The 26,521-nt window shown below is 64.0% G+C and carries 25 protein-coding genes, 1 tRNA gene and 1 pseudogene; 19 read left to right on the top strand and 8 right to left on the bottom strand.

The window, feature by feature from the left end; genetic code table 11:
* Positions 1-3: 3 nt before the first annotated feature.
* The 3 genes from BJY26_RS16060 to ndk are packed head-to-tail and all read left to right on the top strand — an operon-like array spanning position 4 to position 2,374.
* Entirely contained in the window at positions 4-1,440 is a 1,437-nt protein-coding gene (locus tag BJY26_RS16060) for a bifunctional folylpolyglutamate synthase/dihydrofolate synthase (RefSeq protein ID WP_179429189.1), read from the top strand.
* The gene (locus tag BJY26_RS16055; protein WP_237249131.1) at positions 1,437-1,907 is read left to right on the top strand and encodes a DUF4233 domain-containing protein; all 471 of its coding nucleotides are present in this window, start codon (positions 1,437-1,439) and stop codon (positions 1,905-1,907) included. The genes BJY26_RS16060 and BJY26_RS16055 overlap by 4 nt, the downstream gene beginning before the upstream one ends.
* Before the next feature lie 44 nt (positions 1,908-1,951).
* A complete protein-coding gene (ndk, locus tag BJY26_RS16050; RefSeq protein WP_372465389.1) occupies positions 1,952-2,374 on the top strand; it encodes a nucleoside-diphosphate kinase in 423 nt (140 codons plus the stop codon).
* Between the two features lie 34 nt (positions 2,375-2,408).
* Here ndk and BJY26_RS16045 read toward each other — a convergent pair whose 3' ends face one another.
* A complete protein-coding gene (locus BJY26_RS16045) occupies positions 2,409-3,104 on the bottom strand; it encodes a vitamin K epoxide reductase family protein (protein ID WP_237249132.1) in 696 nt (231 codons plus the stop codon).
* Positions 3,105-3,416: 312 nt separating this feature from the next.
* Between BJY26_RS16045 and BJY26_RS16040 the strand changes: the two genes are divergently transcribed.
* Positions 3,417-6,710, top strand: coding sequence for an Rne/Rng family ribonuclease (locus tag BJY26_RS16040; protein WP_179429188.1), 3,294 nt, complete (start codon positions 3,417-3,419; stop codon positions 6,708-6,710).
* A gap of 457 nt (positions 6,711-7,167) precedes the next feature.
* Here BJY26_RS16040 and BJY26_RS16035 read toward each other — a convergent pair.
* Positions 7,168-8,100: pseudogene (locus tag BJY26_RS16035) on the bottom strand (integrase core domain-containing protein); the annotation flags it as partial.
* A gap of 195 nt (positions 8,101-8,295) precedes the next feature.
* Here BJY26_RS16035 and BJY26_RS16030 point away from each other — a divergent pair.
* The 12 genes from BJY26_RS16030 to BJY26_RS15975 all read left to right on the top strand — a co-directional run bounded on the left by BJY26_RS16030 (position 8,296) and on the right by BJY26_RS15975 (position 18,015).
* Positions 8,296-8,883, top strand: a complete 588-nt coding sequence (locus BJY26_RS16030; RefSeq protein ID WP_179429187.1) for a GNAT family N-acetyltransferase — start codon at positions 8,296-8,298, stop codon at positions 8,881-8,883.
* A 58-nt stretch (positions 8,884-8,941) separates the two neighbouring features.
* Positions 8,942-9,274: a chorismate mutase gene (locus BJY26_RS16025; protein ID WP_237248758.1), complete on the top strand. Its 333-nt coding sequence runs from the start codon at positions 8,942-8,944 to the stop codon at positions 9,272-9,274.
* A gap of 253 nt (positions 9,275-9,527) precedes the next feature.
* Positions 9,528-9,836, top strand: a complete 309-nt coding sequence (gene rplU, locus BJY26_RS16020; RefSeq protein ID WP_179430022.1) for a 50S ribosomal protein L21 — start codon at positions 9,528-9,530, stop codon at positions 9,834-9,836.
* A gap of 34 nt (positions 9,837-9,870) precedes the next feature.
* The gene (gene rpmA, locus BJY26_RS16015; RefSeq protein WP_179429186.1) at positions 9,871-10,128 is read left to right on the top strand and encodes a 50S ribosomal protein L27; all 258 of its coding nucleotides are present in this window, start codon (positions 9,871-9,873) and stop codon (positions 10,126-10,128) included.
* A 119-nt stretch (positions 10,129-10,247) separates the two neighbouring features.
* Positions 10,248-11,882, top strand: a complete 1,635-nt coding sequence (gene obgE, locus BJY26_RS16010; protein WP_179429185.1) for a GTPase ObgE — start codon at positions 10,248-10,250, stop codon at positions 11,880-11,882.
* Entirely contained in the window at positions 11,879-13,039 is a 1,161-nt protein-coding gene (gene proB / locus BJY26_RS16005; protein ID WP_179429184.1) for a glutamate 5-kinase, read from the top strand. The genes obgE and proB overlap by 4 nt, the downstream gene beginning before the upstream one ends.
* 16 nt (positions 13,040-13,055) lie before the next feature.
* Positions 13,056-14,393: a glutamate-5-semialdehyde dehydrogenase gene (locus BJY26_RS16000; protein ID WP_179429183.1), complete on the top strand. Its 1,338-nt coding sequence runs from the start codon at positions 13,056-13,058 to the stop codon at positions 14,391-14,393.
* Positions 14,394-14,470: 77 nt separating this feature from the next.
* On the top strand, positions 14,471-14,620 hold the full coding sequence (locus BJY26_RS15995; RefSeq protein WP_179429182.1) for a hypothetical protein: 150 nt from the start codon (positions 14,471-14,473) through the stop codon (positions 14,618-14,620).
* Positions 14,621-15,223, top strand: coding sequence for a nicotinate-nucleotide adenylyltransferase (gene nadD, locus BJY26_RS15990; RefSeq protein ID WP_179429181.1), 603 nt, complete (start codon positions 14,621-14,623; stop codon positions 15,221-15,223). It abuts the gene before it with no gap.
* Positions 15,216-16,985, top strand: a complete 1,770-nt coding sequence (locus BJY26_RS15985) for a hypothetical protein (protein ID WP_179429180.1) — start codon at positions 15,216-15,218, stop codon at positions 16,983-16,985. Before nadD ends, BJY26_RS15985 begins: the two co-directional genes overlap by 8 nt.
* A 26-nt stretch (positions 16,986-17,011) precedes the next feature.
* Positions 17,012-17,401, top strand: a complete 390-nt coding sequence (gene rsfS / locus BJY26_RS15980; protein ID WP_179429179.1) for a ribosome silencing factor — start codon at positions 17,012-17,014, stop codon at positions 17,399-17,401.
* Complete coding sequence (locus tag BJY26_RS15975) at positions 17,398-18,015, top strand: histidine phosphatase family protein (RefSeq protein ID WP_179429178.1); 618 nt, start codon at positions 17,398-17,400, stop codon at positions 18,013-18,015. The genes rsfS and BJY26_RS15975 overlap by 4 nt, the downstream gene beginning before the upstream one ends.
* Here BJY26_RS15975 and BJY26_RS15970 read toward each other — a convergent pair.
* The gene (locus BJY26_RS15970) at positions 18,012-19,106 is read right to left on the bottom strand and encodes a glycosyltransferase family 4 protein (protein WP_179429177.1); all 1,095 of its coding nucleotides are present in this window, start codon (positions 19,104-19,106) and stop codon (positions 18,012-18,014) included. The genes BJY26_RS15975 and BJY26_RS15970 overlap by 4 nt on opposite strands.
* A complete protein-coding gene (locus BJY26_RS15965) occupies positions 19,103-19,966 on the bottom strand; it encodes an alpha/beta fold hydrolase (protein WP_179429176.1) in 864 nt (287 codons plus the stop codon). The genes BJY26_RS15970 and BJY26_RS15965 overlap by 4 nt, the downstream gene beginning before the upstream one ends.
* Before the next feature lie 121 nt (positions 19,967-20,087).
* Between BJY26_RS15965 and BJY26_RS15960 the strand changes: the two genes are divergently transcribed.
* A tRNA-Ala gene (locus BJY26_RS15960) sits at positions 20,088-20,163 on the top strand.
* 281 nt (positions 20,164-20,444) lie between these two features.
* Here BJY26_RS15960 and BJY26_RS15955 read toward each other — a convergent pair.
* The 3 genes from BJY26_RS15955 to BJY26_RS15945 all read right to left on the bottom strand — a co-directional run bounded on the left by BJY26_RS15955 (position 20,445) and on the right by BJY26_RS15945 (position 24,394).
* Positions 20,445-21,905: a hypothetical protein gene (locus BJY26_RS15955; RefSeq protein WP_179429175.1), complete on the bottom strand. Its 1,461-nt coding sequence runs from the start codon at positions 21,903-21,905 to the stop codon at positions 20,445-20,447.
* Positions 21,898-22,890 carry a hypothetical protein gene (locus tag BJY26_RS15950; RefSeq protein ID WP_179429174.1) on the bottom strand — a complete coding sequence of 331 codons (993 nt, stop codon included), beginning with the start codon at positions 22,888-22,890 and terminating at the stop codon, positions 21,898-21,900. Before BJY26_RS15950 ends, BJY26_RS15955 begins: the two co-directional genes overlap by 8 nt.
* A gap of 91 nt (positions 22,891-22,981) precedes the next feature.
* Positions 22,982-24,394, bottom strand: a complete 1,413-nt coding sequence (locus tag BJY26_RS15945; protein ID WP_179429173.1) for an MDR family MFS transporter — start codon at positions 24,392-24,394, stop codon at positions 22,982-22,984.
* A gap of 58 nt (positions 24,395-24,452) precedes the next feature.
* Between BJY26_RS15945 and BJY26_RS15940 the strand changes: the two genes are divergently transcribed.
* The gene (locus BJY26_RS15940) at positions 24,453-25,058 is read left to right on the top strand and encodes a TetR/AcrR family transcriptional regulator (protein ID WP_179429172.1); all 606 of its coding nucleotides are present in this window, start codon (positions 24,453-24,455) and stop codon (positions 25,056-25,058) included.
* A gap of 102 nt (positions 25,059-25,160) precedes the next feature.
* Here the strand turns inward: BJY26_RS15940 and BJY26_RS15935 are convergent, their stop codons facing one another.
* On the bottom strand, positions 25,161-25,325 hold the full coding sequence (locus tag BJY26_RS15935; RefSeq protein ID WP_179429171.1) for a hypothetical protein: 165 nt from the start codon (positions 25,323-25,325) through the stop codon (positions 25,161-25,163).
* 185 nt (positions 25,326-25,510) lie between these two features.
* On the opposite strand from BJY26_RS15935, the gene BJY26_RS15930 reads away from it, so the two are divergent.
* Positions 25,511-26,509 (top strand): tetratricopeptide repeat protein, encoded by a 999-nt coding sequence (locus BJY26_RS15930; RefSeq protein WP_179429170.1) that lies wholly within the window; start codon positions 25,511-25,513, stop codon positions 26,507-26,509.
* The last annotated feature ends 12 nt before the right edge of the window (positions 26,510-26,521 follow it).

Raw genomic sequence — 26,521 nt, 5'->3', positions numbered from 1 at the left:
CTGATGGCCCGAGAGACCGGGCACGGGTACGTGCCCCCGGGAAAGCGTGAGGACGCAGCGCGGCAGGCCGCCGCCGATAAGAAGAAAGTCGACGAGGTCTACCGGGAACTGCTGGCCCGCGCGCCGGAAAACAAGGTGGAGCCGCGTATCGAGCCGATGGCGCGGCTGCTCGACATGCTCGGCAATCCGGAGCGGGCCTATCCGGTCATCCACGTCACCGGTACGAACGGCAAGACGTCGACGGCGCGGATGATCGATGCGCTGCTCGGTGCGCACGAATTGCGCGTCGGCCGGTTCACGAGTCCGCATTTGAGCTCGGTGACCGAACGCATCAGTATCGATGGCGAGCCGATCGGCGCCGACGACTTCGTGCGCGTCTACAGCGAGGTCAAACCGTTCCTGGAACTCACGGACGCCGATCTGAGCGCGGCCGGCGAGAACAAGCTCACGTATTTCGAGGTTCTTGCCGCATTGGCATTTGCGGCATTCGCCGATGCCCCTGTCGAAGTCGCAGTGCTCGAAGTCGGGATGGGCGGCCTGTGGGACGCGACGAACGTCGCCGACGGCCAAGTCGACGTCGTGATGCCGATCTCGTACGATCACCAGCAGTATTTGGGCGACACGTTGACGCTCATCGCCGGCGAGAAGGCCGGCATCATCAAGGACGCCGGCTCGTCGCCCGTCCTTGCGGCGCCGCCGACCGTCGTGGTCGCGGCGCAACCGGAGGAGGCCGCGGCCGTGTTGAACGCCCGCATCGGAGCCGTCGGAGCCCGCGGCGTGCACGAGGGCGCCGACTACGGGCTCGTCCGCCGGGACCCGGCCGTCGGAGGACAGTTGCTGACGCTCAAGGGCCTGTCGCGCGAGTTCGAGGACGTGTTCTTACCGCTGCACGGCGCGCATCAATCGGTCAACGCCGCCTCGGCGCTGGCCGCCGTGGACGCGTTTCTCACCGGTGGTGACCGCGATCTGGACCCGGACGTCGTGGCCGAGGGTTTCGCGGCAGTCACCTCGCCCGGACGGCTCGAACTGGTGCGCAGTTCGCCCGCCGTACTCGTCGACGCCGCGCACAATCCGGCCGGCGCGGCGGTGCTAGCCGACGCTCTCGAGGAAGCGTTCGCGTTCTCTCGCGTCGTCGGCGTGGTCGGTATGCTCGCCGACAAGAACGCCGAGGAGTTCTTGGCGGCCATCGAACCGGTCCTCGACACCGTCGTGGTGACGCGTTCGTCGTCCCCGCGATCGCTCGACCCCGCAGATTTGGCCGAGATCGCCATCGAGATCTTCGGCGAGTCGCGAGTGATCGAGGTGTCAACGCTGGACGATGCGCTGTTGCGGGCGGTCGAGGAGGTCGACCGCGGCGAGGACCTCGGCGCCGGCGTCGTCGTGACCGGGTCGATCACGACTGTCGCGGATGCGCGCATCCTGTTCGGGAGAGGCGCATGATGACCGACGAGCAGAGCCGGCCGGACGGTGCAGGCGCGGACGGCACAGGCACTGACGGCACAGGCGCGGACGGCGCAGGCGCGCGGGGTGCCGAACCGCAGGTACGTACGAAATCGACGAAGCGGATGTTCGCCGCTGCGACATTGACGTTCGAGATCTTCGTCGTCTTCTTCGGCGCTCTTGTGGCGTTCGGTCTCAAGCTGGCGTCGGTGGCCGATATCGCGATCGGCGGCGGTGCGGTCGTGCTGCTGGCGATCATCGCCGCGGCGCTGTTGCGGAGCCGGGTCGGCTACGTCCTCGGCCACCTCGTGCAATTATGCTTGATCGCGGCCGGCTTCGTCGTCCCGATGATGTTCCTGGTCGGCGCTCTTTTTGCTGCGGCGTGGGTGTTCGGCATCGTGTCCGGGGCCCGTGTTGATCGCGAGAAGGCTGCGTATGCGCGCGCCTTGAACGACCGGATAAGGTGAACCGGCGGCGCGCCGATGCCCACCACTGAACCCAAAGGAGAATTGTGAACCCCGAGCGTAGTTTGATCCTGGTAAAGCCGGACGGCGTCCGGCGCGGTCTGGCCGGTGCGATCCTGGCCCGCATCGAAGCCAAGGGCTACGAGTTGGTGGCCGTGGAGTTGCGAACGGCGACCGACGCCGAGCTGGCCGCTCACTATGCCGAGCATGAGGGCAAGCCGTTTTACGCGCCGCTTGTCGACTTCATGAAGTCCGGGCCGGTGCTGGCCATCGTGGCCGAGGGCCAGGGCGTCATTCCGGGATTCCGGTCACTGGCCGGAGCCACCGATCCGACTCAGGCCGCTCCCGGTACGATCCGCGGGGACATGGGCCGAGACTGGGGCGTGAAAGTGCAGCAAAACCTCGTGCACGGATCGGACTCGCCCGAATCGGCGACCCGTGAGATCGGCATCTGGTTCCCCAACCTCTGATCGGCCGGTTGCCTTCGCAAACCGCCGAGGCGGTTTACAGGTAGCGCGACCAGTAGCCCCAGAACTTGAACAGGATGCTCAGTACGATCACCGCATACCATAGGGCAACTATCGTCCACGGGGCCGAGGTGACCGCCCGGACCGCCGCGTTGGTCGAAGCCCGGCCAAACCGCCCGTAGGCGGAATTGTGCAACGTCACGGTGACGAACAGCGGTATTTGCATCGACCACACGAGCATGCACCACGGGCACAGGACGGCGATGGCGAACACGCTTTGCGTGAAAAGCCAGGTGATGAAGGCCGCCCCGAGCAACACGCCGATGTTCAGCCCGAGCCAGATCCAGCGCGGAAACTCGACGCCGGCCAGCACCGCCGTGCCGATGATGATCGGCACTATGTACGCGCCCAGGCCGATGATCGGGTTGGGGAATCCGAACAGCGACGCCTGCCACTGCCCGAGAACGTCGCCGCACGAGATGAACGGATTCAAATCGCACCCCAGCGCCGCTTTGGGGTTTTCCAACAAAGTGATCTTGTCCATCACCAGCGCGAACGACGAATACCAGCCGACGACACCCGTGACGATCATCAAGATCGCGAGCACACGCGGCCGCAACGTGCGGGGAATGTGCAGATCGCTGCGGTCGGACTCGTCTATCGCTCGTGCTGCCACCCTGGTGATCCGTCCCGGCAGCATCCGCCGCCATTCAAGTGAAAATTCATCACTCACTGTAACGAATGCGGCTGCGAGAAGCGTGAATGTCGGGGACGGCGTCCGGGCTATGCCATAATGGCAGTGGTCGCACGGCGCACCACACTCGCCGCGACGACCCGGTGACGAACGCTTCGACTGACAGCCGACCACGGCGCAGGACCGAGCGCTCACCGGCAGGAACGCGCCACCGCTGCGAAAATTTGAGCGCGAGCGCACCTGTACTCATCGACTTCTTGTCGGTGTCTGCGGGCACCGGCACCACAAGGCCCAGCGGGCCGCCGGGAGAAGTGTGGACGGCGACCCCGGGCGACGGGAGTGCACCCGAACATGTCTGACAGGGATGTTTCAGCAGCCGGAGCGAAATCCGGCGATAATACCGACAACAGCGAACAGACCACCTCGACCGAGCAGCAAAACAACACCGAGACCGCCGGTACGCCGGCCGCCACCGGCCAGTCCGCACCAAAACGACGGACGTCGCGTAAGCCCAAAACCACCGAAACTACGCCGAACTCGTCGGACCGAGCACCGGCAGCCGCGTCGGCCGACTCCGGCGCAAGCGACGTCGCAAACCCGGAGATCAAAGACTCGAACGTCCAAGCGGACATTCTCGCCGACCTGCAGAGCTTTGCAGCCGAGCACGCAGCCCCGAGCGCGGCATCCGCGAAGGCAACCGAGTCGGCCGATTCGGGTGCCTCGCAGCCGGCAACGACATCCCGGCGCAAGAGCACTGCCAAGAAGCCGTCGTCATCCGCCAAGAAGCCGGCGTCGGCCGATTCCGAGAGCGCCGAGAGCGCGGGGAATGTCGCAGGCGAAGGCGCCGCCGAGTCCCACGCCGCGGACACGCCGTCCGGCGCCCGGGCCCATGCGAAGGGCAAGCACACCGAATCGGACGATACCGAGCCGTCCGCTCGACGCGCCCGCAGGGCCGCGATCGATCCGTTCGCCATTCCCGAGGAATTCGCTGCCTCACACCGGTCGTCGAACGATGCCGGTACGGCCGCGCAGCACGACGACGCGCACGTCGATCCGGCCGAGGACGACACCGACCAGCCGGCCACGCGATTGAACACGGCAAATGCGCCGGCCGGCCTGCTCTTTCAGGCACCCGCCGTCGAATTCGCCCAGCCGGTGCGAGAGCGGCGCCGGGATGACACCGACGCCGACGACGATCACGGCACGGACGAGAACAGCGACGAGCAGGCCCCGCAGGAGCAATCTCAGGACGACTCGACTGACGAATCGGACGACGAGTCGGGCGAGAAGCGTCCGCGCCGTCGTCGCGGCGGACGCGGACGGCGCGGCAAGTCGAAAGACGACGAGAACGAGTCGAATGAGCAGTCCGGCGACGAGTCGGAATCGTCAAAGGAATCCTCGAAGAAATCCGACAAGGACAAGGATTCCGACGACCAGAACTCGTCGAAGGACTCCTCGAAAGACTCCTCCAAGGACTCGGGCAAGAGTTCGCCCGACGAATCGAGCGACTCCGACGACGATTCGGACGGCGGATCGCGTAAGCGTCGACGTCGGCGTCGTCGTTCCGGCGATGGCGAAGACGGCGGGCGGCGCTCCGGCAAGAGCGACGAGGTGTCGGGCGTCAAGGGGTCGACCCGGCTCGAGGCCAAACGTCAGCGCAGGCGCGAGGGTCGCGAAGCCGGACGGCGTCGTCCAGTCATCACCGAAGCCGAGTTCCTGGCGCGCCGCGAGTCGGTGGACCGTCACATGGTGGTGCGCCAGCACGGCGACCTGACCCAGATCGCCGTGCTCGAAGACAAACTCGTCGTCGAACATTACGTGTCGCAGCACCAGCAGGCGTCGCTCATCGGCAACGTGTACCTGGGCAAGGTGCAGAACGTGCTGCCGAGCATGGAAGCCGCGTTCGTCGACATCGGCCGCGGCCGCAACGCCGTCCTCTACGCCGGCGAGGTCAATTGGGACGCGGTATCGATGCAGGGCAAGACGCGTCGCATCGAACAAGCGCTGAAACCGGGAGATCCGGTTCTGGTACAGGTGACCAAGGACCCGATCGGGCACAAGGGGGCCCGGCTGACGTCGCAGATCTCGATGCCCGGACGCTTCCTGGTCTACGTCCCCGGTAACTCGATGACCGGAATCTCGCGTAAGCTGCCGGACACCGAGCGCTCGAGGTTGAAGAAGATCCTCCGCTCGGCCTTGCCCAGCGAGGCCGGCGTCATTGTGCGCACTGCCGCAGAGGGCGCCAGCGAGGACGAGTTGACCCGCGACGTCGAACGTTTGTCCTCGCGGTGGGAAAAGATCCAGAAGAAGTCGACGGCGAATTCGACGCTGGCTCCGGAACTGCTGTACAGCGAACCGGATCTGACCGTGCGCGTGATCCGCGACGTGTTCAACGAAGACTTCAAGAAACTGTCGATCTCCGGCGACGAAGCGTGGACGACGATCTCCGAATACGTCGAGTCCGTCGCGCCCGATCTGGCCGAGCGCTTGGAGCGTTGGGAGAGCGACGAGGACATCTTTGCCAGCTATCGCATCGATGAACAAATCACGAAGGCGCTGGACCGAAAGGTCAACCTGCCGTCCGGCGGATCGCTGGTCATCGATCGGACCGAGGCCATGACAGTTGTCGACGTCAATACCGGTAAGTTCACCGGCTCGGGGGGCAACCTCGAGGAGACCGTCACCAAGAACAACCTTGAAGCGGCCGAAGAAGTCATCCGTCAGCTGCGACTGCGCGACATCGGCGGCATCATCGTGATCGACTTCATCGACATGGTGCTCGAGTCGAACCGCGACCTCGTGCTGCGCCGGCTCATCGAGTGCCTCGGCAGGGATCGCACTAAGCACCAGGTTGCCGAGGTGACGTCGCTCGGCCTCGTGCAAATGACGCGCAAGCGCATCGGCACCGGGCTGGTCGAAGCCTACAGCGAGCCATGCGAGCATTGCGGCGGCCGCGGAATCATCTTGACCGGTGAGGCCAGCGAAAAGCGCCCCGGCGCGAACGTCAGCCCGATCTTCGCGAACAACTCGAAGTCGAACCGCCGTCGCGGCCGCAAGGACCAGCAGCCCGATACATCCAAGAAGGACGAGAAGGCCGACAAGGCTGAGAAGGAACGCGACGAAGAAGCCGAAAAGGCGGCGGCAGCGAACCGCGAAGCGTTGGCAAAGGTCGCGGCCGCCGCCAAGAAGTCGCATTCCGAACACCATGGGGAATCGGCGGAGGCGACAGCTGACGACACGCCGGCCACCGAAACGAATGCGAGCACGCCCGGATCGTCGTCCCGCCGGCGCAGTGGCAAGAACCGCTCCGGCAAGGCCAGCGAGCCGCAGGCCGATAAGCCCGCCGAGCCCGCTGCGCCGGCCGGAGCGCCGGAGCCGCCCAGCGAGCCGCAGGCCGATAAGCCCGCCGAGCCCGCTGCGGTGGCCGGAGCGCCGGAGCCGCCCAGCGAGCCGCAGGCCGACGACCCCAATGCGCCAATGATGCTCGGCGTCGGTGCGAAGCCGGTTGTGATGACCAAGTCCGAGCCGAAACGTCGTCCGCGGCGTGCGCCGAAAGCGGATACGCCGAAGAAGCAGGCGGAGCCGGTCGAGCCGGCCGGGCCCGTCATCATGCTGGGGATGGAATCAACCGAGAAGTCCGACTAACGCGTCGCCAAGTGGTGGCGAATGGCTGACCACCGTCCTCGAGTGGTGGCGAATGGCTGCGAAATCGCTGATTTCGCAGCTGTCTTGTCTCAGGACATCGGTGACAGTTTTGTATCAGGACATCGGTGACAGTTGATGTCTCAGGACATCGGTGACAGTCGGCGTGTCAGGGGTAGGGTCACGGTTTTTCGTTGTTCTTGTTGAGGAAGCCGCGGGGCTTGCCGTTGCCGACGTAATTCGTTCCTGGGTCGGGTCTGGGGTGGCTGATGATTTCGGTTCCGTGCCGGTCGAAGAACGTGATCGTGTTGAGGTCCCAGATCGCGTGGGCTTGTTGTCCGATGTATTGCTTGCCGAGCTGATAGCGGACGCCATCGATGTGGACTTGGCCTTTGCCGTAGACAGTGCGGGTGGCTTCACCGCTGCTGGTGTTTTCGCGTGGTCGTGGCCGTGGTGCGACGGCTTTGTCGGTCGCGTCCCAGGCTTGTTGCGGGGTGATCCGGCCCGGTAGGCCTTGATGGGAGCGTTCGGTGTTGTAGATGATGTCGAACTGATCGACGAGTTCTTGCAATTGTTCGATCGAGTCGGCCAGTGGCTGCTTGTCCAGCCATCGGAAAAGGGTCTGGTGGAAGCGTTCATTCTTCCCTTGCGTGGTCGGCTTGTACGGTTTGCCGGTAATCGCCTCGATACCTAGCCGGCTCACGTGCGTGATGAGTTGCCCGGTGATGCCCCGGCGGGCCGGGTTCAAGGCGAGCCCGTTATCGGTTAGGAGTCGTTGCGGGACCCCGTGCGCGGTGATGCCCTTTGTCACCACGGCGATAGCCGCGGCGGACGTTTCCCCGTCGGCGACATGTGTGGCGACTGCGAGTCGGGAGTGATCATCTTGCAGTTGGAAGATCACGCAGGTGCGTCCGCCGGTAAGGACGTACGCGGTCGCGTCGAGTTGCCAGCACGCGTTCGGTGCGGGGTAGACAAATCTGCGGTAGGCCGCGCGTGGCTTTTTCTTCGGTTCGGATCGTGCGATGTTCTTTTCCCGGAAGAGCCGGGCCAGGGACGCTACCGACGGGGGTTTCAGGCCCATCATTTTCATTTTCTCGAACACGCTGATCGGTCCGTGGTCCAGGCCCGAGCGTTCGAGCGCGCCACGCACGTCCACGGCTTGCTGTTTCGTCTGTTCGTCGAGTTGGGAAGGACTTGTCTTTGGCCGACGGGACTTCGGTTCCAGCACGGCCGCGGGGCCTTCCCGGCGTGCCCGAGCGCGTAGTTGGTAGAACGTTTTGCGTGAGATCTGGTGTTCAGTACAGAACGTCGTGACCGCACCGCGTGGGGCATCGCGAGGCCACTGAGAAATTGCAAGACGGACAGCAGGATCAACAGGCTCATTTTTCGTCACCCGTCAATCCGACCCGAGAAGTGTCACCACCAAACCCGCAGGGACTGTCACCGATGTCCTGATACACAACTGTCACCGGTGTCCTGCGACATAACACGCTGATTTCGCAGCCATTCGCCACCACTCGGCAAAGGCAAAGCGCCATTCGCCACCACTCGGCTCGGGGACGGGCGGTAAAAGGGAGGCGGGACGGCAATGGCGGTTCGGGCCGGCGACGATCGCGTGATCCTTCGCGACATGGAGGACGGTGACATCGATCCGTGGTGCAACTGGCTGCTGCCGCACCAGGAATGGCACCGGTGGGATGCCCCGTACTATCCAAAACCAAGCGTCGCGGAGGTCGAAGCGATGCGCACGCAGATGCACCGCGCGGCGCCGGCCCCGCAACCTGCCGGACTTCCCGATCGCCTTGTCATTGCGGGCGCCGATAATCCGGACGAGCTGCTGGGCGTCGTCACCTGGTATTGGGAGTCCGAAGAGACGAACTGGCCGCGCATGGGGATTGCCGTGTACGACCCGGACGTCCGGGGGCACGGGATCGGCACGTCGGCGTTGAGACTCTGGACCACGTTTTTGTTCGGCCATCCGAACGCGTCGATGCGCGGCGCCGTCCGGCTGGACTATGCCACCTGGTCGGGTAATGAACCGATGGTCGCGGTCGGGCGCAAACTCGGATTCACCGAGGAGGCACGGTTCCGGCAGGCGCGCATAGTCGACGGCGCGTTCTACGACTCCGTGGTCATGGGCGTTTTGCGGTCGGAATGGCAGCACCGATTAGACTAGGGCCGTGACTGATTCAGCTGCCGAAAACGATAACGACGTTCCGGTCGCCGGCGACGCCGTGGCGTCCGTCGACGGCGAAGTCCGCGAAAAACTCATTCGGATGCGCTCGAGCATCGACAACATCGATGCGGCTCTCGTTCACATGCTTGCCGAACGGTTCAAGTGCACGCAAGCAGTGGGCCGGCTCAAAGCCGAAAACCACGTTCCGCCGGCCGATCCGGGGCGCGAAGTGAAGCAGGTGGCCCGGTTGCGCGAATTGGCCGAAGAGTCGCACCTGGATCCCGAGTTCGCCGAGAAGTTCCTGAACTTCATCGTGGCCGAAGTCATCCATCACCATGAGCGCATCGGTCGCGGGGGAGAGCCGTGGCCGTCTGCGCCGGGCGGCGACTGACCGCGGCGACTGATCCGCGGCGATGCGCGAGCCGTGAGCGCGCGGTGCGGGCGCGTCGCCTGCGCCAGTTCGGTTTGACCCGGACGGTAATAATTACGTAATCTTGTATGTCGGTGCGCATCATTCATGTGCACGCGGCATTCGCGACCGTAGACGGCATGGGCCGGCCGGTCGCAGCCTTGAGAAAGTTTGAAGACTCGCGTTCGGTGTCTGAGCGCCTGTTCCAAGATCGATGTAGAGAGTGAGTACAGACGTGGTGTACGCGATTGTTCGTGCCGGCGGCCGGCAGGAAAAGGTGGCCGTTGGTGACGTGCTGACCGTTGACCGTGTTCAGGCCGGGGCCGGTGAAACCGTCAACCTCGCTCCCGTTCTATTGGTGGATGGCGAGACGGTGACGTCGACCGCTGCCGATCTGGCCAAGGTCACAGTGACCGCCGAGGTCATCGAGGACCTGCGCGGCGAGAAGATCGTCATTCAGAAGTTCAAGAATAAGACCGGTTATAAAAAGCGCCAGGGTCATCGCCAAGAGCTGACGAAGCTCAAGGTCACCGGCATCAAGTAAGCTGCAATTTCTTAAGAAGGCGGGAACACTCCTCATGGCACACAAAAAGGGTGCGAGTTCAACACGTAACGGCCGCGACTCGAACGCGCAGCGTCTCGGCGTGAAGCGCTTCGGCGGCCAGGTTGTCAACGCCGGGGAAATCATCGTGCGCCAGCGCGGCACGCATTTCCATCCCGGCCAGGGCGTCGGCCGCGGCGGCGACGACACGCTGTTCGCGTTGTCGGCCGGAGCCGTCGAGTTCGGCACCAAAGGCGGACGCAAGGTCGTTAACATTGTCGAAGCGGCCCTGTAACCAGAGCATTCACAACTCACGATTGAGGGCGGGTCCGGTACGGACTCGCCCTCTTCGCGTATCGGGCGCCCCCGGGTGCCCGGCAACCACGACCGGCCCGGCCGGCCGGAAGGAGCCTCATGGCCACCCAGTTCGTCGACAGCGTCAAGCTGTTCGTCTCCGGCGGTGACGGCGGGCACGGATGTGCCTCGGTGCACCGGGAGAAGTTCAAGCCGCTGGGCGGGCCGGACGGCGCGAACGGCGGCCGCGGCGGAAGCGTCATCTTCGAGGTCGACCCGCAGACCACGACGCTGCTGCCGTATCATCATTCGCCGCACCGGCACGCTCAAAACGGCGGTCCGGGCAAGGGCGATATGCGCCACGGAGCCGACGGCGACGACCTCGTGCTGCAGGTACCCGACGGCACGGTGGTGAAGAGTCCGGACGGCGAGATCCTCATGGACATGATCGGCGCCGGCACCCGCTTCGTCGCGGCCGCGGGAGGCCGCGGCGGCCTGGGGAACGCTGCACTGGCATCGCCGCGGCGCAAGGCTCCCGGTTTCGCATTGCTGGGCGAGCCGGGATTCGAGGGCGAAGTGCTTCTCGAGATCAAGACCGTCGCGGATATCGCGCTCGTCGGGTTCCCGTCGGCCGGCAAGTCGAGCCTGATCGCCGCCATGTCGGCGGCGCGGCCGAAGATCGCCGAATACCCTTTCACCACCCTGGTGCCGAACCTCGGCGTCGTGCAGGCCGGCGACGTCCGGTACACGATCGCCGATGTGCCGGGCCTGATTCCCGGAGCCAGCCAGGGCAAGGGTCTCGGACTGGAATTCCTCCGTCACGTTGAACGCTGCGCAGCGTTGGTGCACGTTCTCGACTGCGCTGCGCTGGAAACCGACAGGGATCCGGCCAGCGATCTGCAGCAGATCGAAGACGAACTTGCCGCTTATTCGGTCGACGAGGCGCTCGGCGGCGAGGAAGGCCTGCCGCCGCTCAATGAACGACCCAAACTCGTCGTGCTCAACAAGATCGACGTGCCGGACGGCCGCGACCTGGCCGACATAGTGCGCCCCGACCTCGAGGCCGCCGGATACCGAGTATTCGACGTGTCGGCAGCCAGCCACGAAGGCTTGCGGCAGTTGTCCTTCGCCATGGCCGACATCGTCAAGGCGGACCGGGAGAGGGCGGCTCGGGCGCGGGCGGACGCGCCGCGAGTCGTCGTCCGGCCGAAGCCTCGCGGCGACGCCGGATTCACGGTCCGCCGCGAGAACACGTCCGACGGGCCGATTTTCCGCGTTCTGGGGGACAAGCCGGAACGGTGGGTGCATCAGACCGACTTCGCCAACGACGAGGCGGTGGGATATTTGGGCGACAGGCTCGCGCGTGCCGGCGTCGAGGACGAGCTGTTCCGCACCGGAGCCGTCCCCGGGTCGACGGTGGTGATCGGTCCCGGCGACGGCGTGATTTTCGACTGGGAGCCCACACTGGTCGGCGGCGCCGAGATGTTGAGCGGCCCGCGCGGAACGGATCTGCGGCTCGGTGACCACCATCGGCCCACCCGTGAAGAAAAGCGTCGCGAATTCCACGAACGGATGGACGCCAAGGCCGAGGCCCGTGCCGAACACGAAGAACAACGGCGATCGGGCATCTGGACCGGCTCTCCCGGCCCGGCGGAAAGCCGGACGGGGACGTCGTCCGACGCGCACGAGTCGGACGACGAACACGCCGGCCGGGACGACGCGGGCGGAACCGACTCCGGCGGTGCCGGCTCGTGAACACGTCCGCGTCAGAGCTTCCGGGCGCCCTGGTGCGGCATGCCCGCGCCGGGATCGCCGACGCCAAACGGATAGTCGTGAAGATCGGATCGTCGTCGTTGACGTCCATGTCCGGCGGCCTGGACCTGGGACGACTTTTCGCACTGACGAACGCCCTGTCGCGCGAACACCGGGCCGGTCGCGAGGTGATCCTGGTGTCCTCGGGTGCCATCGCATCCGGTCTGTCACCGCTCAGCATGGCCAAACGGCCGAAGAATCTGGCGGCGCAGCAGGCCGCGGCAAGCGTGGGCCAGGGCCTGCTGATGGCCCGCTACAACGAAGCCTTGATGAGTCACGACGTCCTGGCCGGCCAGGTGTTGCTCAGCGCGGACGACCTGATCCGCCGCACGCATTACCGCAATGCTCAGCGCGCGCTGGAAAAGCTGCTGGGCATGCACGTGCTTCCGATCGTGAACGAGAACGACACGGTTGCCACGCACGAGATCCGCTTTGGCGACAACGATCGGCTGGCCGCGCTGGTGGCGCACCTGGTGCATGCCGACGCGCTCGTGCTGCTCTCGGACGTCGACGCCATTTACACCGAGCCTCCGGGTCGACCCGGGTCGGAACGGGTCGAACTGGTCCGGGGACCGGCCGATCTGGCGGAGGTCGCCGTCGGCGGCGTGGGGGAGTCCGGCGTCGGTACCGGCGGTATGGCCACCAAAGTGCGGGCCGCGCAGATCGCCGCCGAGTCGGGCATCCCCAGCGTCGTCGGGTCGGCAGCGCACGTCGGCGACATCATGTCGGGCGGCGACGTCGGCACGTGCTTCACCATCACGCACCGAAGGCGCAGCACCCGGCTGTTGTGGCTTGCCCATCTTGCCGACGTGCACGGCAGCGTGCATGTCGACGCCGGCGCCGTCCGTGCGCTGCGGGACGGCCACAAGTCGTTGCTGGCCGCCGGCATCGTCGGGGTGTCGGGCGAGTTCGATGCCGGGGATCCGATCGAAATCGTCGGGCCCGACGCGGTCGTGGCACGCGGGCTGGTCAATTATTCGTCCGAGGAGCTGCCCGGCATGTACGGCAAGTCGACGAAAGAGCTCGTGGAGCTGTTCGGCCCCGACCACGACCGCGAGGTCGTGCATCGTGACGACCTGATCATGACCGAACCCCGGTAGCAATTAGGCTAGAGCCATGACGACCTCCCACGCTGCCGCCGCCCCCGGCGATGAACTGGACAAGCGCGCCGTCCGCGGCGTCGAGCGCGCTGCCCGGCGATCGGTCAAGGCCGCAAAGGCACTAGCCGTCACCGACACCGCCACCAAGAACAAGGCACTGCTGTCCATGGCGGAGGCGGTCATTGCCGAGAGCCCCCGCATCCTCGGCGCCAACGCGCGCGACGTGGCAGCTGCACGCGAGTCGGGGATGAGTACGACAATGCTCGACCGGCTCACGCTGACGGACGAACGGCTGGGCGACATCGCAGGGGCCTTGCGGGACGTCGCGGCCTTGCCCGACCCGGTCGGCGACGTCGTCCGCGGCTCGACGTTGCCCAACGGCATCCAACTCACGCAGATCCGCGTGCCCATGGGCGTCATCGGCGTCATTTACGAGGCCAGGCCCAATGTCACGGTCGACATTGCGGCTCTTGGGTTGAAGAGCGGCAACGCCGTCATGTTGCGCGGCGGCAGTGCCGCGATCCACAGCAACGAAGTGCTGATCGACGTGCTGCGGTGGGCGGTCGAATCGGTAGGGCTGCCGGCAGACGTCTTCACGGGGATCGACGATTACGGTCGCGACGGGGCCCGGGCACTGATGCGGGCCCGCGATTTCGTCGACCTGCTGATTCCCCGCGGCGGCGCCGACCTGATCCGAACAGTTGTGCAGGAGTCACTCGTCCCCGTGATCGAAACGGGCGTCGGCAATGTGCACGTGTTCTTGGATTCGAGCGCCGATTTGAAGTCGTCCACCGAGATCGTGCTCAATTCGAAAACCCAACGTCCCAGCGTGTGCAATGCCGCCGAGACGCTGCTGGTGCACGAAAAGGCCGCCAAACGGCTGCTCCCGAAGCTGCTGTCCGCGCTCGATGCGGCGGGCGTGGTGATTCACGGTGATGCGGCGACCGGCGAACTTGCGCCGGACGGCGTGAAGGTGCGGCGCGCCACGCGCCGCGACTGGGTGCGCGAGTACTTGGGGCTGGAGATGGCCGTCGCCGTCGTCCCGGGCCTCGACGAGGCCATCGCGCATATCGACGCGTACTCGTCCGGTCACACCGAGGTCATTGTGACGAACGACCTTCGATCGGCGAACAAATTCACTGCAGCCGTGGACGCGGCAGCGGTCGGGGTCAACGTGTCGACGCGGTTCACGGACGGCGGGCAGTTCGGTTTGGGTGCCGAAGTGGGCATTTCAACGCAAAAGTTGCATGCGCGCGGCCCGATGGGATTGTCGGAGCTGACGACGACGAAGTGGATAGTGCTTGGCAACGGGCAGATCCGCGGCGATGCGGGCGGCGGGGCCGCATGCTCGTGACGGGCCGGTCATGACACAATAAGGTCACACATATCTTAAGAATAATCCCGTGCCGAGGTGCGGATGAAAGGTTGGACATGAAGAGCTCACTGCTTTTGCAGGCCGCAGAAGAGGCTGAGCGGCAGTTGCCGATGCCGAGTTGGGCGTTCGGCGTCATCGCGTTTATTGTTTTCCTGGTCTTGTTGGGGATCACCCTGAGCTGGCGCGGTATTTCGCACCGCCACTGAATGGTGATCAAAAACCGCCGGGTCGGTGTCATGGGCGGCACTTTCGATCCCATCCATAACGGCCACCTCGTTGCTGCCAGTGAAGTCGCCGCCAAGTACGCACTTGACGAGGTCGTGTTCGTGCCGACCGGGAAACCGTGGCAAAAAGCATCCCGCACCGTCACCGGCGCGGAACACCGGTACCTCATGACGGTTATCGCGACGGCGTCCAACCCGCAATTCACGGTCAGCCGCGTCGACGTCGACAGGCCCGGCCCGACTTACACGATCGACACGCTGCGCGATCTGCGCGGGTATTACCGGGACGCGGAGCTGTTCTTCATTACGGGTGCGGACGCCGTGGAGCAAATCATTTCGTGGAAGGACTCGAACGAACTATTCGACCTCGCCCATTTCGTCGGGGTGACGCGGCCGGGACACGACTTGGAAAGTTCGGGAATCGACGACCACCATTTGAGCCTATTGGAGATCCCGGCGTTGGCGATCTCGTCGACCGACTGCCGTTCCCGGGTGGCCGACGGGCAACCGGTCTGGTACCTGGTGCCGGACGGCGTCGTCCAGTACATTTCCAAGTACGCGCTGTATCGGAGTGATAATGCCTGATAGTACGAATGCTGACGGCCAGTTCTTATCGCGCCGTGCCCGCCGCGAAGCCGAGAGGGCAGCGAGGGAGGCCGCGCAATCCAGCGGGCCGACCGAGGCGAAGCCGTCCGAAGCCGCGAAGTCCGACGCGCCCGCCGAACCGGACGCAGCCTCGGACGGGGCCACCGCCGAGCCCGACGTTGCCGAACATCACCACGGCGCGCATACGGCGCCGGTGCCGACTTTCACTCGCGGCACGCCGGTTCCGGACGGCGATGACGATTTGGACGAGGACGACGAGAACGCGAACCAAGTCGGTCCGGTCCCGCCTCGGCGCGCTGCCGCTTCGAGCCGTCACGGCGATGGGAACGGTCGGGATGACTCCGAGCCGTCCGTCGCTGCGTCGCCGTCCGGCGGTCGCAAGGATCCGTGGAAGCGCCCGCGCCGACAGCGCGCCGCCCCGGCAGTTGCCGACGGTCCCGATGACACCGCGAAACCGGATGCCCGGGCCGATTCGGCCGCCGAACTCGGCAACGACGGGGCTGCGGCGAAGTCCGCCACCGAACTTGCCGGCGAACCGACGTTCTCGTCGCGAGCGGCCTTGAAACGCTACCTGCGCGAGCACGGTCTGGACCAGCCGGCCGACGACGGCCCGGCGGACGGAACTTCCGAGGCATCCGCCGGTGCGCCGGCGGCCGCGGCAAGCGAGCAGTCGACCGGTGCAGCATCGATCCGCGAGACGCCGGCGGATTCACCGACGCTCGACGAGCCCGGCAAAGCCGACAAGCCCGACGAGGCGCTTGTCGATCAAGAGGCTGCTCCCGACGCCGTCGATGCGGATTCATCGCAGACGAAAGAATCAGGGCTTTCCGAGACCGCGGTCGATGCTCCGGGCGACGGCAAATCCGGCGCTGCGGCTTCGCCAGGCAAAACCTCCATCGGCAACAAGCAGGCCGGCAACAAGCAGGCCGGGAACAAGCAAGGCGGAAACAAGCAGGCCGGAAACAAGCAAGGCGGAAACAAGCAGGCCGGAAACAAGCAAGGCGGAAACAAGCAAGCCAAGGCCGGCGGTAAGAAATCCGGTGCCAAGAAGCTCGGCGGCAAAACTCCGGGCGGGAATGAGCCGGCCAGCCAAAAGCCGGCCAGCCAAAAGCAGGCCGATCAAAAGCCGGCCAATCAAAATCTCGACGCCGGGTCCGAGACGCCTCCTGTCGCTCAGCCGCCGGCCGCCGGATCGGAAACCCGGCAGACGTCAACCGGGAAGGGGACGTTCGGCGAGCCGACCGGCCCGGAACCCGAATCGACGGGCGACCGGCAGGTTCCGTTGCCTCCGGGCGCAACGCGCTTCCCGGCGTCCGCCTGGGCGACAGCGACCGAGACCGAGATAGGGCACGGATCGCACAAGCATTCCACCGACAAGCATTCGGCCGCGGGCGGATCCGCGCAGGACAAGCCGAGAAAGATGCCGGTCATCAAGCCGCCGGCAACGGCTCAGGTGTCGGTCGTGACAGGTGCCATGCCGTTGTCCGAGGCCGGAACCACCGGCTCTCTTCGGCCGGTGACGGCGCCGGTCTCGAAATCCGGGTCGCCGAGCGGGTCCGATTTCGACGACGGCTCCGAAGTGGACGATCCACCGGCGCCGCCGTTGCGCGCCAGCCGAGCCGTCAACACCGACGAGCCGGTTCTCGGCCGCCGCGGCCCGTCGACGACTTTGTTGATAGTGCTGGGCGCAATCGTCGTGGTCGGTATTGCGCTGGCGATCATCGGCGTGGTGATGTTGTGAGGTTGACCCGACGTGAGGACTGATTTGTGAGCGCAACCACCGAGGCCCGTGAGCTGACGGAAATCGCCGCTCGCGCGGCGGCCGAGAAACTTGCGGACAATATCGTGGCCATCGACGTCAGCGATCGGTTGGCGCTCAGTGACGTGTTCGTGATTGCGTCGGCTGCCAACGAACGGCAGGTACTGGCCGTCGTCGACGAAGTCGAGGACAAGCTGCGCGACAATGGTTTCAAAGCGCTACGGCGCGAAGGCTATCGCGACGCTCGCTGGGTGCTGATTGATTACGGCGACATCGTCGTGCACGTCATGCACCAGGAAGACCGTGAATTCTACGGCCTGGAACGCTTGTGGAAAGACTGCCCGGTGCTCGACGTGAGCGTGTCGGCGTCGTCCGGCCGCGGAGACGGCACAGTATGACCGCGCAAACCGTCATTCTGTGGCGTCACGGTCAAACCACGTTCAATAACACGGGCAAATTCCAAGGACATATCGATACCGAACTCGACGATAGCGGGCGTGCTCAGGTGCGCAGGTCCGCGCCGGTGATCGCGTCGGCCAGGCCGGTGCGCATAGTCACCTCCGACCTTCGCCGGGCCACGCAAACGGCTGCTGCGCTCGCCGAGCTGGTGCATATCGAGCCCGAAAGCGACAGCAGACTCCGTGAGACCGCGTACGGCAAATGGGAAGGGCTCACCCGGGCGGAGGTCCAGCAGAGATGGCCGGACGAGTTGACCAGCTGGACCGGAGGCAATGACGACCCCACCCACGGCGGCGAGTCCAGGCGCTCGTCCGCGACACGGGTGGCGGATGCCATCAAGGAATACATCGCTTCGACAGCCGGCGGGACTCTCGTCGTCGTGGGCCACGGCGGCTCGCTGCGCGGCGCCGTCGGCCAGCTCTTGGAGCTTCCGCTCAGCTCATGGGATCGTTTCGCCGTGCCGCAGAATTCGTATTGGGCGGTCTTGGAACAACGCCGTCAAGGGTTGACCTTGACGCAATTCAACCTCGGCCCGGGCGTCGTCGCTGATTAGAGTCGAGGAGATCCGGCCGATTCGCCGCACAGGTCTTCCATCACGGTGAGCAAGGTGCGAGCGGAACGGGACCAGCTGAAAGTGGCTGCGCGCGACGGACCGGCCGTGGCACGGGCCTCCCAGTCACCGGGATCTTCCAGAGAACGGACCTGCCGGGCCAGTGCCGCGGCGTCCGTCGGCGGAAAATACAGCGCCTTCTCGTCGCCGATCTCGTGAAAAATGGGCAAGTCGCTGACCACTATCGGCGTGCGCCGGCTCATGGCTTCGACGAGCGGTAGCCCGAAGCCCTCGTCGAGCGATGCGGACACGAGCGCCGTCGCATGATCGAGCAGGTCGTGGTATTCGTCGTCGGTGACACCGTGATGGAACTGTACGGTGGCGCCGTTCGGCACGAGCTCGCGTAATTGCGCCTCGCGATACGGCTCGATCCGGCTGGAGAGATGCAGCGTGTATCCGGGTAAGAACTCGAGGGAACGGATAAGCGTTTCCACGTTCTTGTAGGGCAGATACGCACCCATGTAGACAAGGCTTTTCGCATCGTGACGGTTGGTCAGGGGAGGCAGGTCGGTGGGCGGGTCCGCGGCATTGCCGATCACGTGCACCGGTCGTTTGGTGAGCTTATGGTCGGCGATCATGCCCGCCGTGGTTTCACTGACTGCCGCGATGGCATCCGCGCGATTGAGGAGACGGCGCTGTGGCCAGTACGCCTTGTGATACAGCCGCCAGGCGGCGCGCACCGCGACCGGAAGGTCGTGCGGCGGCTCGGGGTGGCGATAATAGATCAGGTCATGCAGGGTCAGAATCAGCTTGTATTTGCGCCCGAAAGAGCTCATCACCTGCATGGGTGAGAACACGACGTCCGCCCCCAACCTGTTGAGCGCAGCCGGCAGCGCCGGCTCGCCCGGCGACATCGGGGAGATGAGTTTGACGTACGGGACGCCGGTGGGCAGCAAGGCACGCTGCGCGTCGTCGTGGATGATTCCGGTCACCGGGGCCAGCTCCGACAAAGCGGCCAACAAGTTGGAGCCGTAACGGCTGATCCCGTCGTGATGGCGAGTGCGGGTGAATCGGGCGTCGAAAAAGATCTTCACGCGAGAAACTCCTCGATGATTGTGGCGGCCAGGGCCGGTGCTTCGTAATGGATGAGGTGACCGACGCCCGCCACGACGACGAACTCGGAGCCGTGGATGCGGTCGTGCAGTCGTTGCTGGTCGGTCAACGGCGAGATGTCGTCGCGATCGGCGGCAAGGACGAGAGTCGGCGTGCGGATTTCGTCCGCACGGTCGGCGGCGGTGTGGGAAACCGACGTCCGGAACGCATCGAGTAGCGCGGTGCGGTCGGCAAACGACGAAAAGTGGGCGTCGTGTTGGGCGTGAATGTATTGGCGGAGTTCGGGATTGCGAGTCTTCGCCATGGCGACGCTCATGAGCCGGACGACGGCGCGGTTTCGTAAGAGACGCAACCCGAGTGGCTCGGGAAGGGCGGCGGAGGCGCGGTAATACCCGATAGTGAGTTTGGTGGCGGCGGCCCGCGGCCCTTGGAGCGCGGGGGAGGAGATCGGGTTGATCAGGACGAGATGACTGGTGGCGTCGTGAAAAGTGGCGGCGAATTCGGCGCAGATGATCGAGCCGAAAGAATGCCCGAGAAGGACCGGCGGCTCCGGCAGCTTCAGGTGATCGATGAATGCCGAAAGGAAGTCGGTGAACCCATCGAGGCCGTGGCCGGCCGGCCAGAGGCCGCTGAGGCCGAAGCCCGGCAGATCGGGAACTATCACGCGGTGGCCCGGCAGCGCCTCGGCGATGAGTTGCATGCCGTGATGGTCGCCGCGGAATCCGTGGATCATGACGATCGTCGACGCAGGAGCGTCGCCCGCTTCGACCCCGTATGTCCAGTAATGGATTGACACATCGCCGGCGCCCGAGGTCAGCTGCATCTGGTCATGGCGTGGCACGCTGTCAGCCTAGCCGATTCGACTGTGAACTCAGGGAAGGACAGCGCCCGGGTGCCCCTCGATTTGGCCTCAAGGTCGCAGCATATTAGTATTGATCGAGTTGCCCCGTACGGGCGATTTTGGGGCTGTGGCGCAGCTGGTAGCGCACCTGCATGGCATGCAGGGGGTCAGGGGTTCGAGTCCCCTCAGCTCCACCAAATTGTGTGACTATTCGTATACTCTCCATCGTCCGTTGCGCGGGCGCTGTCCATTTTTCGCCGAGTGGTGGCGAGTGGCTGAAAAATCAGAGATTTTTCAGCCACTCGCTACCACTCGATGCGGGCCGGGAGCCGCTCGTCACCACTCAATGCGGACTGCCTCGAACTTCTGGTCATTCCTCGCATTGCGCTTGTCGAACGCGATATCAACCTGAATGGCATATCGACGGTACTTACACGTCCCCGAAGTATCCGTGCATCGTCATATGAGGGCGATGTCGCTACTCGAGAAAGTACGCGAAGACCTTCTCGTCGGAATCCAGGACGTCTTCCGAGGCCACGCCGAGGGCCAGTGCGAGGTCAACCGATCCGAGGAGGGTAGCCTCCACGTCGGGCGAGAAGGCCCGTTCGAGCACCGCGAGGTAGTCAGACATGCTTACATCGAGCTTCTCGATGAGCTCCTGGTGCTCGGTGGCGAGATGTTCGTCGAGCGCGCGCTGCTCGCTACGGTAGCGCTCGATCAGCCTCGCCTCCCGCTCGGAGAGGGAAGATGAGACGGTCTTGTACATGATGGTGCCGACGGTGTTGCCGATCACGGCTCCGAGTAGGGGCACTGGGAAGAGTGCCTGTCCGACGAAGGAGGACAGCGCACTTACGGCGGCTTCCAGGGAGACAAGCTCTGCGGTTTCGATGAACTCTAGCTCGTCGATCTCGCCGCGGCGAAGCTTGTTTGCCTGCTCCGCGACGCCGACGGCAGCGGTGACGATCGAGCTGGCGACGGCTGCGGACGTAGCGGTGAAGTTCGTGAGCGAGTAAACGCTGAGGCTTCGGACACCGCCTTCGAAAAATCCGAAGCCGGTGTCGTCCGCTATGTCGATCCAGTCTTCGCTCGTGAACATCGTGAGCTTCTTGCCCTCACGGCGCTTTTTTGCCACGGCCAGAACGAAAGCGGCTCCGCCTTCGACCGCGGTGGACGCCAGCGTGGCCTTTGCGCCCTCCTGAAGCGATGGCTGGCTCTTCTTATAGGCGTTGTCTCGTAGGGCTTGGTCGGTGGAATGAAGGGACTTCTTTTCTGCCTTTAATGTTGAGCTGTACGCGCCTCTTTGCACTTCGTGGTAATCCAATTTCGAAGGTTCGAGCGATTCAATGCTGACAGAGCCATCGTGGAAGAAGGAATGGATTCGCTCCCAGTCTTTGAGCGACGGTCCGTCGCCACTACGCGTCAGGGATTTACTCGCCTCCTCCGGTGGCATGGCGTGCAAATGCTGGATTACCGCGAAGTGGTTGCCGGGGATCTGGTATTTTCCGCCGTTCTTAACGAACTCGGGGTATTTCGATAAGTGCTCTGCGATCGCGCCGAGACCGAAGCGACCGCCAGCCGCGACAAACTTCTGCTGAATCTCCATACCGCTGCGCATCAGATCCACGGGGCCGTTATCGTTCACCCACTGGTAGACGGTGCCCTCCGCTAAAATTTGGCTCCGAGCATTGCCGACGCCCACCTCGGCGACCTCGGCGATAAAGCCGTGCATGCCCTTCACACCGCCGCGATTGGCAGCGACTACTTCGAGATCGATCTTCCTGATCGCCTCGTCGATGCTGGTAAGCGCATCCTGGAGGTTTACGTCCAGTCGGCTGAGAGAACTCAGCAGATTGTCCAGCCGGAGCTGGTTAAGATAGCCCACCCAAGAAGCAACAGCCTGCTCCTGGTTGCTCTTCATGAGTTTTGCTGCATCACTCATTATCGGTGTCCTGCTTGATCCGCTTGCTCAACAGTACGGCGCAGGCCTTCGTGTTGTTTACCAATGCGGCGAGCCGGGACTGTTGCGGCGTAGTCAGCGCGGCGAAGTCGGCGCCAAATAATTCCAGTGCTTCGCCATAGCTCTTTATGAGCAGCTCGCGTAGGAAGGCGCTGCGCTGGAGGAGATCGGCGATCTGGGCGTCCATGCCTTCGACGAGCGCGGCGTTCTGCCTCACTGCGGTCAGTGCCTTCTGCTTCGCCTCGCGGTTCTCGAACTTCTTCTTGGCGAACAGTGCAATCGACGCGAGGAGCGTAGCTCCAGCAACCGTCCAACCAATGGGGCCGGCGAGGGCGAGCAGTGCGGTGCCCGCAGCAGTCCCCCCGCCTCCAGCTGCGATAGCCCCTCCTCCGAGCCAGGCCAGAGCGGCATTGGTTGCCGCAGCCCCGGAGAGGGTGGAGATCGCGGCGCCGGTCGATGCACTACCGAATGTGGTGGCGGCCCACATCGCCGCTGTCGGAGCCATGCTCGCGATCGCTGCGCCCGCGGTGAACCCGGTTCCGGCTCCAGCAGCCGACTTTCGCGCAGCCTCAAGGTCCTTCCGGGCGAACTCCTCCGCCTCCAGGAATTGGGCTTTGTGGACGTCAATCTCGTCGAAGACGGTCTCGAACGACTTCGGGGTGTTAGCAATGCTATTCACCAGCAGCTCAACGAGCTCGATCAAGTCCGCCGATCGCTCGCGCTGACCCAGGAGTGAGAGGCCCCTGTCATTCATCGCGGTGAACGCGCCGTTGTACTTGGTTATAGCCGCATCGTAGGGGTCAGGCTTCTTCGCGGTGAGTTTCTCAACGGTGTCCGTGGCAGCGTCCTTGAGACCGCCGGCCTGCCCGAGCAACTGCGCTGAGGTGCTCCGCGCGAACATGCCGATACCGTCGACTGCCTTGCCGAGGCTCGCTTTCGTCCTGTCCATCTTGAACGATTCAACCATTGCGATCTCCGACCTCGATTCCTGTTCTCCTATCGATGAAAGGATATCGGCCAGGGGTGACAAGAAGTGGAAATCTCCCGCGGCGTCATCATCACTCATCCTGTTCCGGAAGCCGTCCAGGTAGGACCAACGAGATCAACACCCCGGCGCCGGCGAACCCGGTGGCCCACCAAAACGCCTGCTGGAACGCGTCCGTCAGGGAAGCTGTCGAGGATGCGCCGACGGCCGCGCCGGCAAGGATCACCACGAGGACGGCGGCGCCGAACGAACCACCTACCTGCGTGGCGATTCGGGTGATGATGCTCGCGTCGGGTACGTCGGCGCGTTCCATTCCGCGGAAACCAAGCGCCATCAGCGGAATCGTCACGACACCGAGGCCTATGCCGCGTATGAACAGCGCCGCCATGAGCCACCACTCATTGGTGTGCGCGTTAGCATAGGCGAACGGCAGCGTGCCCAGCAGCGCGATGAGAAATCCGGCCACGACCAACCAGCGTGCGCCCATGGCGTCGGATAACTTGCCCGCAATTGACCGACTTGCCAGCGTGCCAAGGCCCTGCGGGATGAGTAGCAGGCCGGCTATCAGCACCGTCGTCCCGCGCAACTCCTGAAAGTACAAGGGCAACAAGAGCATCGCGCCGTACAAGGTAATACCGGACAGGAACAGCAGGATCGACGACGATGCGAGCGGCCAGTGCTTCAGCAGCCGCACGTCCACTAGCGCGCTTGCTTTCCGTCGTAGCGCCCACGCCGCGAAGGCGATGAGTAGTACAAGGCCGGCAATGAGTGGCGTGGCGACATCGGTCCTGCTGAAACCACCGGTCCTGCTGGAGTTTGAAATGCCCCACAACACTCCGACCAACCCGGCAGACATGAGCACGAAGCCGAGGACGTCGAGCGGCATCCGGCGGATCGGACCATCCTTCGGTAGCATGAGCGCGGCGAGCACGATCCCCGCTACGCAGAACGGCACGTTCACCCAGAACATCCACGACCAATGCAGATGCTGCAGGATGAGTCCGCCGACGACGGGGCCGAGGATCGGCCCGAGCACCGCGGGCAGGCTTACGACGGACATGATCTTGCCGAGGTTCTTTCCGCCTGCGGCTTGGACGACGAGGGCAGCCGTGAGCGGCAGCATCACGCCGCCGCCGACTCCTTGGACGACGCGAAATGCAATCAGGCTGCCGGCGCTCCACGCTAGGCTGGAGAGTACCGAACCGATCAGGAACAGGGTGAGTGCCGTGATCCATAGCCGCTTGCTGCCCAATACTCGTTGTGCCCAGCCGGTAATCGGAATGGTGATGCCGAGAGCTAGGAGATAGGCGGTCGTGACCCACTGGATTGTGGCGACGGACGTGTGCAAGTCGCCGGCAAGCGTGTGCAGCCCAACGGCGACGATTGTCGTGTCGAATAGCACCGCCAACCCGCCGACGAGCACTGTCCATACCGCACGCCATACCGCGGGGTCGACTTTGGCTGATTCGGTCTTCGTATTGGACATCTGCCGCTCCTTAAGACACATTATGTATCTAAAATAGAACTTGAGGAGAAGAAACACAATGTCTCTTATTGATGATTCTCGGGATCACACACCGAAACGTCGCCGCGGCGCCGCGCTGGAGGCTGCGCTGCTGGACGCCGCATGGGAAGAACTCATCGAAAAGGGGTACGACCACTTCACTATTGAGTCGGTGGCCGACCGTGCCAGAACGAGCCGCGCCGTCGTCTATCGTCGGTGGCCCGGCAAAGCTGAATTACTCCTCGCGGCCGCTGCGCGGGCGGGGGCCCAGCAGAAGACTGCCGTGCCGGACACGGGAACGTTGCGAGGCGACATGATCGAGCTGCTTCGCCAAGCGAACCGCTCACGGTCACGGATCGGGCTCCAGCTGATGCAACAGTTGGGGGGCCATTACGCCGAGACGGGTACGGGGATCGCCGAGCTGCGCAGCGCTTTTCTCTCGGAGCGCACCAGTGCCATGGAGGGAGTTCTTGACCGCGCCATCCAGCGCGGAGAGGCGGACCCCGCGAAGCTCACCCCGCGAGTGATCGCGGTACCGTTCGACCTTTATCGGCAGGAGCTGATGATGACGCTCAAAGAGGTACCCGACGAGGTGGCGGTGTCCATTATCGATGAAGTGTTCTTACCACTGGTGACTAAAAAGTGATTACTTCACAGTCCGACAAAACACGTATGCCCGCCGGATCCGCGGCAGAAAATCTGAGAAATCCTGCCGCAAGCCCGGCGGGCACGCGTCGCTGTTGCTGGTTTAGAGGCCGATTCCTTGTCCGACGGCGCTGGTGGTTGGCCACCATCCGATTGCGATGCTGCCTTGAGTCGAGTCAGGGCTGGTCGCGCTGACCGCGGACCCCACACCGACAGCAGCAAGCGAGAGTGCGCCGGCCAGTAAGAGCGAAGCGGCGAATTTTTTCATGATGGACCTCTATTCAATGTGTGCGCGGGCAAAAGCTCGTGGAGCAGACTGAGTATATCGCGAAAACTTGAGAGTTAGCGCTACTTCGTTTTTCAATCTTTTCGAGTATCGCTAATTGATGCATTTATCAGTTAATAAGGGATAATAGAGGGATGCCGCCGTCTACGACGTCAAGTACGTACCTCTTGGCCGAGCTCAGGGCTCGGCAATCCCAGTGGGATCACGATTACGCCGCAGCCGCGAGGGAAGCTGTCACTGCTGCTGATTACGCGGCGAAGAGCAACGATAGCGAATCTTGGTGGGAAATGAGGTTCCTTCAGGCTGACTGCCTCTGTGCCGACGGAGAATTGCCTGAGGCCCTTGAAATTATTCAAGAACTCGTTACTGGAAAGCTGGCGCGGCAAGACCCTGGCCGCGAGGGACGGGCCTTGAACCTCGAGGCAATCGTTTTGCAAGGACTTGGCCGGCTCCGCGAGGCCAATAATGCGGTTAAGCGTGCGGTGCAACTTGCGTGCGGGTCGGAGGAGGATCCGGTTCTTTGGGTCAAGTGCCAATGCACGGCAATTGCCGTCAACGCCGAGCGCGGCGATCTCGACGCGGCATGGTTCGCCTGCGAGTCTCTGATTCGCGATATGGACCCCGAGTTGCCGGACGATCAATTGGCGGCCAAAGCCTATTGGGCTATCGGCAACGTGGCGTTTTTGCGCGACGACATCGAGAACGGGCTCGAATATCATGAACGGGCATTCCTGCTTTTTTCTCCGAGCAAGGACCTCGAGTTGTGGGGCAAGTTCAACAAGGGCTCGGCGGCGATGCGCCTCGCGGCCGGTATCGCCGACGCGGCAACTCTGCGCTGCATTGAACGTGCTGAAATGTCTGCCGAAATCGTCGGCGGCAGCACTGAGGACCATCTTTTGCTCGCCGTGACTCGAGCGCATTGGAATTATCTTGCCGGCGAATACGAAGAGGCGATCGGCGTGCTTGAGCCCGTTTGCGAGCTCTCGGCCAGCATCGCCTCGCAAAATGCCGCCGAGGCGTTCTATCTCTACGGCCGTGCGTTATTCAGAGCCGGACGCCGTGCCGAGTCACTCGACAACCTGGATAAGGCCGTCGAAGCTTTCGGCCGAGCGGACGCGCACGATCGAAAAGGGACAGTGGAGGAATTCATTCGGGAGAATTTCTAGCTCGAATTCGAT

The organism is Spelaeicoccus albus, assembly GCF_013409065.1.
GTDB classification, from domain to species: domain Bacteria; phylum Actinomycetota; class Actinomycetes; order Actinomycetales; family Brevibacteriaceae; genus Spelaeicoccus; species Spelaeicoccus albus.
This window is presented reverse-complemented; position numbering and strand designations above follow the sequence as displayed.